The organism is Rhizobium moroccans, assembly GCF_057559155.1.
Genome location: NZ_JBHFJG010000039.1, coordinates 243,187 through 256,550 on the forward strand (window position 1 = coordinate 243,187; position 13,364 = coordinate 256,550).

At 60.7% G+C, this 13,364-nt stretch carries 12 protein-coding genes; 10 read left to right on the forward strand and 2 right to left on the reverse strand.

The window, feature by feature from the left end:
* Positions 1 to 34 precede the first annotated feature (34 nt).
* Positions 35 to 1,888, forward strand: coding sequence for a DUF2264 domain-containing protein (locus tag ACE04I_RS18850; RefSeq protein WP_487207504.1), 1,854 nt, complete (start codon positions 35 to 37; stop codon positions 1,886 to 1,888).
* On the opposite strand, the gene ACE04I_RS18855 is transcribed toward ACE04I_RS18850, so the two are convergent.
* Positions 1,885 to 2,691: a class I SAM-dependent methyltransferase gene (locus ACE04I_RS18855; RefSeq protein ID WP_046793513.1), complete on the reverse strand. Its 807-nt coding sequence runs from the start codon at positions 2,689 to 2,691 to the stop codon at positions 1,885 to 1,887. The two genes, ACE04I_RS18850 and ACE04I_RS18855, sit on opposite strands and share 4 nt — an antisense overlap.
* Positions 2,692 to 2,808: 117 nt before the next feature.
* Between ACE04I_RS18855 and ACE04I_RS18860 the strand changes: the two genes are divergently transcribed.
* The 4 genes from ACE04I_RS18860 (at position 2,809) to ACE04I_RS18875 (ending at position 6,994) form a co-directional block, all read left to right on the forward strand.
* Positions 2,809 to 3,942 carry an ABC transporter substrate-binding protein gene (locus ACE04I_RS18860; protein ID WP_046793514.1) on the forward strand — a complete coding sequence of 378 codons (1,134 nt, stop codon included), beginning with the start codon at positions 2,809 to 2,811 and terminating at the stop codon, positions 3,940 to 3,942.
* A gap of 102 nt (positions 3,943 to 4,044) precedes the next feature.
* On the forward strand, positions 4,045 to 5,181 hold the full coding sequence (locus ACE04I_RS18865; protein ID WP_046793515.1) for an ABC transporter substrate-binding protein: 1,137 nt from the start codon (positions 4,045 to 4,047) through the stop codon (positions 5,179 to 5,181).
* Positions 5,181 to 6,248 carry a FecCD family ABC transporter permease gene (locus ACE04I_RS18870; RefSeq protein ID WP_046793516.1) on the forward strand — a complete coding sequence of 356 codons (1,068 nt, stop codon included), beginning with the start codon at positions 5,181 to 5,183 and terminating at the stop codon, positions 6,246 to 6,248. Before ACE04I_RS18865 ends, ACE04I_RS18870 begins: the two co-directional genes overlap by 1 nt.
* A complete protein-coding gene (locus ACE04I_RS18875; protein WP_487207475.1) occupies positions 6,242 to 6,994 on the forward strand; it encodes an ABC transporter ATP-binding protein in 753 nt (250 codons plus the stop codon). The genes ACE04I_RS18870 and ACE04I_RS18875 overlap by 7 nt, the downstream gene beginning before the upstream one ends.
* A gap of 22 nt (positions 6,995 to 7,016) precedes the next feature.
* Here ACE04I_RS18875 and ACE04I_RS18880 read toward each other — a convergent pair whose 3' ends face one another.
* A complete protein-coding gene (locus tag ACE04I_RS18880) occupies positions 7,017 to 8,342 on the reverse strand; it encodes an aminotransferase-like domain-containing protein (protein ID WP_487207476.1) in 1,326 nt (441 codons plus the stop codon).
* A gap of 101 nt (positions 8,343 to 8,443) precedes the next feature.
* Here ACE04I_RS18880 and ACE04I_RS18885 point away from each other — a divergent pair, with 101 nt between their 5' ends.
* From ACE04I_RS18885 to ACE04I_RS18905, 5 genes are all read left to right on the forward strand, one after another.
* Positions 8,444 to 9,406 carry a substrate-binding domain-containing protein gene (locus ACE04I_RS18885; RefSeq protein ID WP_487207477.1) on the forward strand — a complete coding sequence of 321 codons (963 nt, stop codon included), beginning with the start codon at positions 8,444 to 8,446 and terminating at the stop codon, positions 9,404 to 9,406.
* 58 nt (positions 9,407 to 9,464) lie between these two features.
* Entirely contained in the window at positions 9,465 to 10,355 is an 891-nt protein-coding gene (locus ACE04I_RS18890; RefSeq protein ID WP_046793520.1) for an ABC transporter substrate-binding protein, read from the forward strand.
* Complete coding sequence (locus ACE04I_RS18895) at positions 10,352 to 11,278, forward strand: amino acid ABC transporter permease (RefSeq protein ID WP_046793521.1); 927 nt, start codon at positions 10,352 to 10,354, stop codon at positions 11,276 to 11,278. The genes ACE04I_RS18890 and ACE04I_RS18895 overlap by 4 nt, the downstream gene beginning before the upstream one ends.
* Positions 11,278 to 12,069 carry an amino acid ABC transporter ATP-binding protein gene (locus ACE04I_RS18900; RefSeq protein ID WP_245282066.1) on the forward strand — a complete coding sequence of 264 codons (792 nt, stop codon included), beginning with the start codon at positions 11,278 to 11,280 and terminating at the stop codon, positions 12,067 to 12,069. The genes ACE04I_RS18895 and ACE04I_RS18900 overlap by 1 nt, the downstream gene beginning before the upstream one ends.
* A gap of 66 nt (positions 12,070 to 12,135) precedes the next feature.
* Positions 12,136 to 13,329 (forward strand): M20 aminoacylase family protein, encoded by a 1,194-nt coding sequence (locus ACE04I_RS18905; RefSeq protein ID WP_487207478.1) that lies wholly within the window; start codon positions 12,136 to 12,138, stop codon positions 13,327 to 13,329.
* Positions 13,330 to 13,364 lie beyond the last annotated feature (35 nt).

Genomic DNA, 13,364 nt, shown 5'->3' on the forward strand with positions numbered 1-13,364 from the left:
CCCGATCCTGTTTCGCAACATTTGAGTTTCGATGATGATATACGATCCTGCCCAAGCCAATCCTCTCTTCGGCAATCCCCTAAGGACACGAGAAGATCTTTCGAAGGCCGTCATCGACCTCTTCGGGCCGCTTTTGCCCTATTTCTCCGAGGGCGGCGCCAGGGTACGCCTGGGCGCAACCGGCGCGATTTTCGACCGGGCCGCGGCGGATCTGGAGGGATTTGCCCGCCCACTCTGGGGGATTGTCCCGCTGGTCGCAGGCGGGGGCGATTTTCCGCATTGGGATATCTATCGACGCGGGCTGGCAAACGGGACGGATGCCGCACATCCCGAATACTGGGGCGATCTCGCCGACCGCAATCAGCGCCTGGTGGAGCTGGCGGCCATCGGCTTTGCGCTGGCCATGGTGCCTGAACATATCTGGGACCCGTTAACCGACGGTCAGAAGAAGATGGTCGCCGCCTATCTCTTGGCGGCCCGAGAAAAAGAATTCGTCGACAACAATTGGAAATTCTTCCGCGTGTTGATCGATCTCGGGCTGGAACGGGTCAGCATCGAATTCGATCACCGCAAGACCACGGCCTATCTTGACGAACTGGAGACTTTCGACCTCGGCGAGGGGTGGTTTCGCGACGGCCCGGTTCGGCGGGTCGATCACTACATTCCCTTCGCCATGCATTTTTACGGCCTGATCTATGCGGTGCTGGCCTCGCGAGACGAGGCCCGCAGAAACCGTTTCCGGGATCGTGCCCGGATCTTCGCAAAGGATATCCGTCACTGGTTCGGGCCGGATGGCGCGGCCCTTGCCTTCGGGCGGAGCCAGACCTACCGCTTTGCGGCCGGCGGCTTCTGGGGAGCACTGGCCTTTGCCGATGTCGAGGCGCTGCCATGGTCCGAAATCAAGGGCTATTACATGCGCCATATCCGATGGTGGGCGCAAATGCCGATTGCCGACCGCGACGGGGTGCTCTCGATCGGCTACGGCTATCCGAACCTCCTGATGAGCGAGAGCTATAATTCCCCGGGCTCGCCCTATTGGGCGCTCAAGTTCTTCCTTCCGCTCGCCCTTGCCGAGAACCATCCGTTCTGGACGGCTGAGGAAGCGCCGCAGCCGCAGTTTTCGCAGCCTGTCGCGCTCAAGCAACCCGGCATGGTCGCCATGCACACGCCCGGAAACGTCATCATCCTGTCCTGCGGGCAGCAGCACGATAAGATGCGTGGCGCAAACGAGAAATATTCCAAATTTGTCTATTCCACCCGCTACGCATTCAACATCGAGGCGGACGACCGGAACTTCGCCGCGGCAGGTTTCGATGGCATGCTGGGACTATCCGACAACGGCGTTCACTTCCGCATGCGGGAGACGCTGGAAGAGGCCCTGATCGCCGAGGACAGGCTCTACTCCCGCTGGCGCCCGTGGGACGACGTGGTTGTCGAGACCTGGCTCGTGCCGGCAAACCCCTGGCATATCCGGATCCATCGCGTGGTCACCCCCCGTAAGCTCGAAACCGCGGAAGGCGGATTTCCGATAGAGCGGGCCGATTTCAATCTCGACCGGCCGGAACAGGGCGAAGGTCGAGCCGTGTGGCATGGACAGGCCGATGTAAGTGCAATCCTCGATCTTGCACCGAGCACCAGGCGGATGGGCTGCGCGATAAGTCCCATCGCCAATACCAACCTCATCCACGCAAAGACATTGCTGCCGCAATTGCGCGGTGAGATCGGCCCCGGGACGACAATGCTTTTCACCGCAGCAATGGTACTACCGAACGGCGAAGCTGTCTCCCAGGTGTTGCACGCTCCCCCTGCCCGCCCGGATATGGCCGAACTGGAAAGCCTTTTCCGCGCAAAAGGCTCAAGGATTCCGGCTTTCGATCTCGATCGCTAGTCAAGCTTGGGCTTTGTGGCGCAGATAGCGTATCGGTGCTGCATTCCCCGGGCAAGCGCCTTGAAATAGGACCAGTTCCTGGCCTGCGTCTTGTGAATGTGCTTGAGATCGGTGTCGATCGCGACCGGCTCGAATCCGGCCGCATTCAGAAGCGCCGCCACGGCCTCGGCGCGCGCGCCATCGGAAAAATATACGCGGGAAAGTATGCTTCTGTGGCTCTCCGCCAGTTCCTGTGGCGCGTGCTGAGCATCCGGCTTGACGATCCCCATCCTCTCCAAAAGAGAGGCCATCCGTTTCACGAACCTTTCGCCGGGACCAGCATTGACGAAATCGCCATCGATGATCAGCAGCCGTCCACCCGGTTTCAGGACCCGCAGCCATTCGCGAAAACAGGCAGCGGGATCCACCAATGTCCAAACAAGATGCCGGGTGACGACGGCATCGTAGGTCGCGTCGGGCTCCATGGTGTTTTCCGCGTCCCCCATTCGAAAGCGAATATCCCGGCCGCGTGTCCTGGCCTTGCCGCCGGCGCGTTCCAGCATCGCTTCCGACCAGTCCAGGCCCGTAACCTTGTAGCCAAGCTCGTCCATCAGGTGCGACACGACCCCCGTCCCGCTGGCGAGATCGAGTGCCTTGCGCCCTTCGCCCGCACCCAGATGTTTCAGCACCAGCGCATGCCAGGCCTGCCGCTCCTCCTCGGAAAAAATCTCATGCCCCGGCGACAGATCGAATGTCGCCGCGCGCGCCGACCAATAGGCTTTGATCTCATCGCGAAGATCATAATTCCGGCCGGGCATGTCCATGTTTCTCGTCCTTACGAAGTCGTGGCAGGTTTAGTTTCGAATTGCTCTAAAAGATAAAACTTGACCAGTGCAATCATAAAATAATAGAGCCCGCGGAATTTCCACGGAGCGATTTCGATGCGCATCACAGGCAAAGCCGCCTTCCTTGCTACAGGTCTCCTTCTGTCCGCCGTATGGCCGGCTCTGGCCGACAAGATCACATTGAAGGACGTGACAGGTCGTGACGTGGAGGTCAACGTCCCGGTCAAGAACATCATTTTGGGCGAAGGTCGGCAGATCTACTTCCTGGCCGCGCTCGACAAGGAAGCTCCGTTCGAGCACGTGGTCGGCTGGCGCGACGACCTGCCCAAGGCCGACCCGGAAACCTACGAGGCCTATCTCGCGAAATATCCCGAAATCGCCAAGCTGCCGACTTTCGGCGGAATGAAGGACGGCACTTTCGATATCGAGCAGGCCGTGGCGCTGAAGCCCGATGTCATCCTGATGAACATCGACGCGAAAACAGCGACCGAAGAAGCCGGTTACATCGAGAAACTCGGCAAGGTAGGCATTCCGCTCGTTTATGTCGATTTCCGCGAGAAGCCGATGGAAAACACCGAGCCGAGCATGCGCATCATGGGCAAGTTGTTGGCCCGCGAAGAGATTGCCGAGGAATTCATCAAGTTCCGCGCCGACAGCATCAACCGCGTGACCGATGTCCTTGAGAAGAATAATCCGGAAAGGCCCGTCGTCTTCGTCGAGCGCGCCGGCGGCTATTCCGAAGATTGCTGCATGTCCTTCGGCGACGAGAATTTCGGCAAGATGGTCGAGATCGCCGGCGGCATCAACATGGCCAAGGATATCATTCCGGGCACTTTCGGCACGGTCAATCCGGAACAGGTCATCGCGGCCAATCCCGACCAGATCATCGTCACGGGCGGAAAGTGGGAGGCCTATGTACCGGGCGGCGATTGGGTCGGCGTCGGTTACGGCGCGGATATCGGCGAAGCGCGCCGCAAACTGGAAAACCTCACAAAACGTCCCGCATTCACCGGCGTCAAGGCCGTGAACGAGGGTAACGTCCACGCGATCTGGCATCAATTCTACAACAATCCGTATCAGTTCGTCGCCATCCAGGAGATCGCCAAGTGGCTGCATCCGGATCTGTTCAAGGATCTCGATCCCGAAGCGACCTTCAAGGAACTGCACGCCCGTTTCCTGCCGCTTGAATACAAATCCGGCTACTTCGTCTCGCTAAAGGCGGATCATTAAGAGCATCCGGCCGGCGTCATATCCGCCGGCCGGAATTTCCCGTGAACAGGCCCAGGATCACCACTTCCGGACCTGCCGGATTATCTTTTGAAAGGCCCCTTCATGCGGTTTGTCGCGTTCCATCGCATTGCCGTCCTCCTGCTCTCGCTCGCCGCGGGACCTGTCATGGCGGCGGAGATCACCGACGTCGCCGGCCGAAAAGTCGAAATCGACCTGCCGGCCAAGGGCGTTATCGTCGGCGAAGCGCGTCAGATCCATGTCATTGCCGCCCTCAAGGGAGACAAGACCTTCGAGACGGTGGTGGGCTGGCGCGACGACCTGATCAAGAAGGACCCGGACAGCTACGCAGCCTATCTCGAACGCTTTCCGGAGATCGAGAACCTGCCGCGTTTCGGCTATGTACCCCAAGGCGATTTCAGCTTGGAGGCGGCTATCGCGCTTTCGCCGGATGTCATCACGCTCAATCTCGAGGCGCAGAAAGCTGCAGAGGAAAGCGGTTTCGAGGAAAAGGCGGCGGCAGCGGGGATCAAAGTCGTCTACCTCGATTTCCGTCTTGATCCGGAGAGGAACAGCGAGACCTCCATCGAAATTCTAGGCCGCCTTTTCGGCGCGGAGGAGCGCGCAAGGGAATTCATTGCCTACCGCCGTGCCGAGATTGCGCGGGTCACTGATCGGCTCGCCGCGATCAAGGACCTGAAGCGGCCCAGGGTCTTCATCGAACGTGCCCCAGGCATTTCGGGCGAGAACAATTGCTGCCGCACCTTCGGTCCGGTCAATTTCGGTGCAATGGTCGAGCAGGCCGGCGGCCACAACATTGCTGCCGATGTCATCAAGACCACCTTCGGTGATCTGAACCCCGAGCAACTGGTCGTCTCCGATCCCGATCAGGTGATCGTTACCGGCTCCAACTGGGCGGCGGAGTCCGACATCAACCAGTTCGTTCCCGTTGGGAGAGGCGCCGATTTGGCGCTTGCTCGAGAGCGGCTGGCAAAGCTGATGACGCGCATGCCCTTTCCTGAACTGCAGGCTGTGAAGACCGGTCAGGTTCATGCAGTCTGGCATCAATTCTATGGCGCGCCATACGAATTTTATCCGATCCAGCAATTCGCCAAGTGGTTCCATCCCGATCTTTTTGCCGATATGGATCCCCAGCAGACATTCCAGGAATTTCACGAGAAATTCCTTCCCGTCACTTACAAGCCGGGTTACTTCGTTTCTCTCGATAAGGGATTGAACTGATGGCTTCGACAACGGAAGCAGTCTTCGAGACGGCCGGTCGCGATCGGTATCGCGCCCTTGCGGCAAGAAGAATCCTGATCCTCGTCGGCCTCCTTGTCGCGCTCTGTGTCAGCATCGCCGTCGATATGGCGCTCGGTCCCGCGAACTACCCCTTGTCGCAGGTGCTTTCCGCACTCTTCGATCCCGCAGCGGCGGGTAACCAGCTTCGCGTCGTCATCTGGGATATCCGCATGCCGATTGCATTGATGGCAGTCACGGTCGGCGCGTCCCTGTCGGTCGCCGGCGCGCAGATGCAGACCATCCTGTCCAATCCGCTGGCAAGCCCGTTCACGCTCGGCATCTCGGCGGCCGCCAGTTTCGGCGCGGCCTTGGCGCTGGTCGGCGGAGTGGCGCTCTTCCCCGGCGCCGTGCAATATATGGTCCCGCTGAATGCCTTCCTCATGGCGATGGTCGCGGCGCTCTTCATTCATTTCGCCTCGACGATGCGCGGCGTCACAGTCGAAACCATCGTCCTGCTCGGCATCGCTCTGGTCTTCACCTTCAACGCGGCGCTCTCACTCCTCGAATATCTGGCCTCGGAACAGGCGCTTGCCGCCGTGGTGTTCTGGACCATGGGAAGCCTGACCAAGGCGACCTGGCCGAAAGTCTACATCACCGGAGCCATCCTCCTCCTCACGGTTCCGCTGTTCATGAAAAACGCCTGGGCACTGACGGCGCTGCGCCTGGGAGACGACAAGGCGGCCAGTATGGGTGTCAACGTGCGACGCCTTCGGCTGCAGACCATGTTGACCGTCAGCTTGCTGGCGGCCATTCCGGTCTCGTTCGTCGGAACGATCGGCTTTGTCGGGCTCGTGGGGCCGCATATCGCACGCATGGTCGTGGGCGAAGACCAACGCTTCTTCCTGCCGGGCTCGGTGATCTGTGGCGCCCTTCTCCTTTCCGTCACGTCCGTGGTCAGCAAGATGCTCATTCCCGGCGCCGTCCTGCCCATCGGGGTGATAACCGCGCTTGTCGGCGTGCCCTTCTTCTTCGTGCTCATCTTCAGCAACAGGAGGCGCGCATGGTAACCCTCGCGCTTAGGCAAGTCGGCGCATCCTACGGGCGCACCACCGTCCTTTCGAACGTCAGCATCGACATGCTGCAGAGCGGTAGCCTAACCGCCATCATCGGCCCCAATGCGGCCGGCAAGTCCACGCTGTTCAAACGGATCGCCGGCCTCATTTCCGGCCCCGGACTGGTACAGCTCTCGAATGCCGCAGGCGGCGACCGCACCATATGCTATATGCCGCAAGATACCGGCGCCAACGCCGTGCTGACGGTCTATGAATCCATCCTGCTGGCTTCCAAACAGGGCAGCGGTTGGCGCGTCCATGACGACGAGCTTTTCGAGATCGATTCCATATTGAAGGCCTTGCGGATCGAGAACCTCGCATTCCGCGGGCTCGGCGAGCTTTCGGGCGGCCAGCGGCAGCTTGTCTCGCTCGCGCAGGCACTGGTGCGGAAACCAGAAATCCTGCTGATGGATGAGCCGACCTCCGCGCTCGATCTGCACCGCCAGGTGGAGGTTTTGGACTTCATCTCCCGGCTTGCCCGGGAAAGCGGCATGATCGTCCTCATCGCGCTGCACGACCTCAACCATGTCCTGCGCTACTGCGAGAACACAATCGTGATCGCGGATGGCGAGATGGCCATGAGCGGCTCCACCGCGACCGTCATCACCCCGGAAATGCTGCGTGAGGTCTACAGGGTTTCGGCCCGGATCGAGACCTGCTCACGCGGCCAGAGGTTCATTCTGGTCGACGGAACGGCGTGACGACACTTTGCCGAGAGCTCACCTAAAGAGTATTGGCAAGGGCGATTGCATCGGCCACCTCCTCGCAGCGGCTTGAAAGCGTGGCGGTCGCCACGCGTATATGGTTGCTCTGCATGATGGAGAACTTACTGCCCGGGTTGACCGCGATATTGCGCGCGGCAAGCGTCACCATGGCATATTGTTCCGACGCAACCGGAACCCACAGGCAGAGCCCGCTGCCGGGCGGTATATGGATACCCTTGTGCGCGAGCGCCTGCGCAAGGCCGTCACGTCGCTTCTGATAGATATCACGGGCCTCGGCGATCACCTGCTGCGTTGACGGATCGCGCAGCAGCCACGCGCCGGCCGCCTGCAGGATACGGCTGGTCCAGCCGGCGCTGAAACTGCGATAGGATTGTATCTGATCGACGATGGCGGGCGAACTGGAAAGCACGGCAAGGCGAAGGTCCGGACCGAGCGTCTTGGAGTAGGAAACGATGTGGACGGTGCGCTCCGGGAATCGGCTTCCCAACGAGATGGGCGGCATGGCGGAAATGTCACCTGTGCCGTCATCCTCGATGATCAATGCGTCGCTTCCCGCCAGAATATCTCCAAGCAGATCGAGACGGCGGGGGCTGACCGTGGTGCCTGTGACGGAATGAAGTCGTGGCTGAAAGAGAAACACGGTCGGGCGCTGCTGCAGCGCACCGCTTAGCGAGGAGGGCAAAGGCCCCTCTTCATCGCAGGCCACCGGTATGATCCTCGCGCCGAGATCTTCGAGAATATCAAGAAGCCGCATTGCCGTCGGATGCTCGATGGCAACGGGGGCGCCTGGTGAAACCAGGGCATGCAGGGCCGTATAGACGGCATTGTAACCGCCGTTGGTGGCGAGAAACGCTTCTGCCGAATAGGGCCATCGCGGCGAGACGACCTCCTCCAGCTCCTTTACGATGCGGCTACGCTCATAACTGTTGAGGTTCTGGACGGAAGCGCCGTAGGCCATCGCCTCAGCAAGCCCCGGCAGAAGCGTGGCGTCGGGCACGGCCTTGGTAAGATCAAGCGCTCCGGGCCCATAATTGCCCGAACTTGCAAGCCGTTCCGGCTTGGCGACGAAACGGTCGCCACTGACCCAGGTGCCGTTCCGGCCGCGGCCGGTGATGATTTTCTGGCGCCTGAGTTCGCTCCAGGCTTCAGAAATGGTCGCCGGGCTGACCCGCATTTCATAGGCGATATCCCGAATGGGCGGCAGCCGAGTGCCGATCGGCAGGGCTCCGGCGCGAATGAGCGCCCTTGTTCCCAACGCGATTCCGCGAATGGTACGATCGGCTATTTTTTCGGCAAACCAGGAGGCTTCGATGGTGTCGCTCATTTTCTAGCATGTTAAATGTTCAATAACGTAATAACATTTGTGCTTCAATTTTTGAACATTTAGCTTCCGGCCCGTCAAAGATTTTTGTGAGTATTTTCCGCATGACTGTGAAGCTTCGCCTGGCCCTCCGTGATTGGGATTATATGACCCCGCTGGTTCTCGGAGACGTCTCCTCGCCCCGGCTCGACATAGAGGTCGATCGCGTCGGGACACTCGTCTCCAATATCGCCAAGGACGAAGCGCATGACGCGGCGGAAATGTCCTTCAGCCGCTATTCCCAGCTGCGCCACGATGGTGATGAAAGCGTTGTCGGCATGCCGAACTTCGTCATGCGCGGCTTCCGCCATCGCTGCATCATCACCACCAAGGAAAGCCCGATCCGCAAGCTTTCGGACCTTGCCGGGAAGAAGATCGGCGTCACCGGCTGGCGCGATTCCGGAAATACCTGGACCCGTGCGGCGGTGCGCCGCGAAGGGGTCGGCGTAGAAGATGCCATGTGGTATGCGGGACGCCTGACGGAAGCGCATCCCGTCACCGATCGTCTTGACGGTTTCGGTCGGCCGGGCCGCATCGAGGCCGCGCCCGGCGAGCGCCCGATGGCCGACCTGCTGCTGGACGGGGGACTGGATGCCGTCTTCACCCCGTTCATGCCAAAGGGCTTTTTCGATCAGGATTCTCCGTTTCGCCAAGTGCTCGACGATTTCCGCGCGGCCGAAGTTACCTATTTCAACGAGGTCGGCTATGTGCCGGGCATGCACCTGATCGGCTTCAAGGCCGAGATCGTGTCGGAGCATCCGTGGATCATGGACGAGCTCAGCGCGCTCATCGATGAGTCACAGCGCGTCTGGCTGGAGAAGCGCGAGAAATACGCGGACACCACGCCCTGGATGATCGACGAGCTACGTCGTTGTGCCTCCGATCTGCCCCCATCCTGGAATATCAGCGGGTTGGAGGCAAACGAGAAGATGATCGGCGACTTCGCCACCGAGCTTTTCGAGCAGAAGATCCTTCCGAGACGGTTGACGCCCGCCGAACTCTTTCCCTGGCACGCGGAAGCCGGGTGACACCTCTATCCTTCGCCATTGAATGAACCAGCTGGCAGAACCAAAAAGGGGAATACCAATGCCATCGAAATCGATCGTTTCCGCCGCCTTCATCGGCCTCTTGCTCGCAAGCCCCGCGCTTGCACAGGATGCGGCCATCCCGAAGCTCTCGGTCAACGAGGAATTGCGCGCGCGCCTACCCGAAAATGTCCGCACCGAAGGCAAGATGATCTCGGTCAACAACGGCTCCTTTCCTCCCTATGAGATCGTCACCGGCACCGAGATGACCGGCGCCAGCGCCGATCTTACCGACGCGCTCGGGCAGGTGCTCGGCGTCAAGATCGAGCATGCGACCGTCGGCGGCCTTCCGGCACTGCTGGCCGGCGTCAATTCCGGCCGCTACCAGTTCGCCTTCGGGCCGGTTGGCGACTTCAAGAGCCGTGAAGAAGCCAATGATTTCGTGGATTGGGTTCAGGAATTCGTCGTCTTCGCGGTGCAGAAGGGCAATCCCAAGGGCATAACATCGCTGGATACCGCTTGCGGCAACCGCATCGCCGTCATGGCCGGCGGCTCGGCCGAGCGGGTGATCCAGGTGCAGGCAGAAAAATGCAAGGCCGACGGCAAGGATCCCATCGAGGTTCAATCCTATACGGATCAGCCGAGCTCCATTCTGGCGGTCCGCTCGAGGCGCGCCGACGCCTTCTTCTCCTCCCAGGCGCCGCTCACCTATTTCGTATCGCAGGCCAATGGCCAGCTGGAACTGACCGGCGTCGGCCAGAAGAACGGCTTCGACGACCTCTATCAGGGCGCCGTCGTCCCAAAAGGTTCGCCGCTCGGTCCGGTCCTTCAGGACGCCATCAAGGTTCTGATGGACAACGGCACCTATGCCGCGATCATGAAGAAGTGGGGCCTTGAGAACAACATGCTCAAGGAGCCGGGCATCAATCTCGGGGGCCAGTTGCCGAAATGAGCCAGCCGACCGTAACACGCGCAGCGCCTCCTGGCGCTGCGGACTTCCGCGATGTGGCGACGGCCCATGCGCCATTCCGCTTCGGTCGTCTCGCCCTCTGGCTGATCGTCGCGATCATCGTCGTCGATTTCGGCTGGATCGTCTCCAACAACGAGAATTTCGGCTGGCCGGTCGTCGCCCAGTATTTCTTCGACCCGACCGTCATCCAGGGCCTTTACGTCAGCCTCGGCCTGACCGTCGTTGCCATGGTGCTCGGCGTCATCCTTGGCCTGCTGATCGCCATCGCCCGCATGTCGAACGACCGGCTGGCCAGTTCGTTCGCCTCACTGTTCATCTGGTTCTTCCGCGGCACGCCGCTGCTGGTCCAGCTGATCTTCTGGTACAACATGTCGACCCTGTTCCCGCAGCTGTCGATCGCCATTCCCTTCGGCCCGACACTGGCAAGCTGGGATACCAATTCGGTAATCACGCCAATGACGGCGGCGATCGTCGGACTTGCGCTCAACGAAGCGGCCTACATGGCAGAGATCATCCGCGGCGGCCTGCTTTCCGTCGATCGCGGCCAATCCGAAACGGCGGAAGCCTTCGGCATGACCAAGGCGCGTGCACTGCGGCGGATCATCATTCCCCAGGCCATGCGCTCCATCGTGCCGCCGACCGGCAACCAGCTGATCAGCATGATCAAGGCCACCTCGCTCGTCAGCGTCATCGCCATGGCCGACCTGCTCTATTCGGTGCAGTCGATCTATAACCGCACCTTCGAGATCATCCCGATGCTGATGGTTGCCGTCATCTGGTATCTGCTCATCACGTCGATCCTCAATGTCGGCCAGAGCTATATCGAAGCCTATTACGGGCGTAGCGACCGCCGCAACGGCGGTGCTACCAAGCCTGCCGCCGCCACAGAGGAGGCAAGCCATTGATCGCAGCCGTGAATACAAAGGGCGAGAACGCAAAGCCTCTCGTCCAGGCCCGGGACGTCCATAAGGCCTTCGACCAGCTCGAGGTGCTGAAGGGCATCGACCTCGACGTCATGCCAGGCGAGGTAGTGGTCATCCTCGGGCCTTCCGGTTCGGGCAAGTCGACCTTCCTGCGCTGCATCAACCATCTCGAAGCCATCCAGAAGGGCTATATCGAGGTGGATGGCGAACAGATCGGCTACCGGGTCCGCAACGACCGGCTGGAAAAACTTTCTCCAAACGGCATTGCCCGCCAGCGCCGCAAGATCGGCATGGTGTTCCAGCAGTTCAATCTCTACCCGCATATGACGGTGCTGCAGAACATCATCGAGGCGCCCGTCGGCGTCCACGGGATAAGTCGCAAGGATGCGATCGAAAATGCCAGGCAGCTTCTGCAGCGCGTCGGCCTGTCGGAAAAGGCAAACGCCTATCCCCGCCAGCTCTCCGGCGGCCAGCAGCAGCGTGTGGCGATCGCCCGGGCGCTGGCGATCAAGCCGAAGCTTATGCTGTTCGACGAGCCGACCTCGGCACTCGATCCCGAACTCGTTGGCGAAGTGCTTTCGACCATGCGGGATCTTGCCAAGCAGGGCCTGACCATGATCGTCGTCACCCACGAAATCGGGTTTGCCCGCGAAGCCGCCGACCGGGTGGTCTTCATGGATGGCGGCAAGATCGTCGAAATGGGCAAGCCTGAGGATGTGATCGGCAATCCGCAGCATCCGCGCACCCAGGCCTTCCTGTCGCGCTTCCTATAAACTCCCCACCTTGCCCCGGCTCCAAAGGCCGGGGTCTTTTTTGATTTCGAAACGTCTGGATCTCCAATGCCCTCGCAAGACAATCTCTACGCCCGCGTCTCCGATTTTGATGCCATGGAAGCCGAGCTGAAGGCGACCCGGCAGTATCTGCACGCCCATCCCGAGCTTTCCTTCGAGGAAGCCGAAACGGCGCTTTTCGTCGCCGAGAAGCTCGAAGGCTGGGGCTGGGACGTCACACGCAATGTCGGTGGCCATGGCGTGGTCGCGCGCCTTAGCGCCGGCACAGGAAGCAAGGGGATCGCCATTCGCGCCGACATGGACGCGCTACCGATCCTGGAAGAAACGGGGCTTGCCTATGCCAGCAAGGCTCCGGGCAAGATGCACGCCTGCGGCCACGATGGACATACGACGGTGCTTCTCGGCACGGCCGAATATCTGTCGCGCACACGCCGCTTCAACGGCACGGTGACATTGATCTTCCAGCCTGCCGAAGAGGCGGGCAAGCCGAGCGGTGCTCAGAAAATGATCGCCGACGGCCTTTTCGAGCGTTTTCCCTTCGATGCCATCTTCGGCCTGCATAACCATCCGGGCGCTCCCGAAGGCACACTGCTCCTGCGCTCCGGCCCGGTGATGGCTTCCTCCGATACCGTCAACATTACCATCAAGGGCAAGGGCGGCCATGCCTCGCGTCCCCATCTGACGATCGATCCGGTCGTGGTTGCCTGCAACCTCGTGGTCGCGCTTCAGACCGTCGTTTCGCGCAATGTCGACCCAACGCAGACCGCCGTCGTGACGGTCGGCACCATACACGCCGGCGAAGCCGTCAACGTCATTCCGGAATATGCCCGGATGGCGCTCAGCGTCCGCTCCTTCGAGCCAAAGGTTCGCGACCTCCTGCAGGAGCGGATCACCAGGCTCGCTCAATCGGTTGCCGAAGGTTTCGGGGCGACGATCGAGATAAATTACGAGCGCGGCTATCCAGTGGTCGTCAATTCGGAAGCCGAGACCGCCTTTGCCCGCACCGTCGCGGAGGAGCTCGTCGGGTCGGACAGGGTCTCCACCTGCCATCTCATCCCGGGCAGTGAGGATTTCGCCTATTTCCTCGAGCACAAGCCCGGCAGTTTCCTACGGCTCGGCAATGGCGTGGATTCGGCGATCCTCCACAGCCCGAAATACGACTTTGCCGATGGCAGCCTCACGACAGGAGCGGCGATGTGGGCACGGCTTGCCGAGCGTTATCTGCAAGACACTGGCGCCTGACGACTTTGACGCTAGATGCGCCGCCGCCGCGCGGC

Bases quoted from the DNA above. Each gene is read 5' to 3' on its own strand.
- ACE04I_RS18865 (WP_046793515.1), top strand. From the start codon at position 4,045: ATGCGGTTTGTCGCGTTCCATCGCATTGCCGTCCTCCTGCTCTCGCTC.
- ACE04I_RS18860 (WP_046793514.1), top strand. From the start codon at position 2,809: ATGCGCATCACAGGCAAAGCCGCCTTCCTTGCTACAGGTCTCCTTCTG.
- ACE04I_RS18895 (WP_046793521.1), top strand. From the start codon at position 10,352: ATGAGCCAGCCGACCGTAACACGCGCAGCGCCTCCTGGCGCTGCGGAC.
- ACE04I_RS18880 (WP_487207476.1), bottom strand. From the start codon at position 8,342: ATGAGCGACACCATCGAAGCCTCCTGGTTTGCCGAAAAAATAGCCGAT.
- ACE04I_RS18855 (WP_046793513.1), bottom strand. From the start codon at position 2,691: ATGGACATGCCCGGCCGGAATTATGATCTTCGCGATGAGATCAAAGCC.
- ACE04I_RS18885 (WP_487207477.1), top strand. From the start codon at position 8,444: ATGACTGTGAAGCTTCGCCTGGCCCTCCGTGATTGGGATTATATGACC.
- ACE04I_RS18905 (WP_487207478.1), top strand. From the start codon at position 12,136: ATGCCCTCGCAAGACAATCTCTACGCCCGCGTCTCCGATTTTGATGCC.
- ACE04I_RS18875 (WP_487207475.1), top strand. From the start codon at position 6,242: ATGGTAACCCTCGCGCTTAGGCAAGTCGGCGCATCCTACGGGCGCACC.
- ACE04I_RS18870 (WP_046793516.1), top strand. From the start codon at position 5,181: ATGGCTTCGACAACGGAAGCAGTCTTCGAGACGGCCGGTCGCGATCGG.
- ACE04I_RS18890 (WP_046793520.1), top strand. From the start codon at position 9,465: ATGCCATCGAAATCGATCGTTTCCGCCGCCTTCATCGGCCTCTTGCTC.
- ACE04I_RS18850 (WP_487207504.1), top strand. From the start codon at position 35: ATGATATACGATCCTGCCCAAGCCAATCCTCTCTTCGGCAATCCCCTA.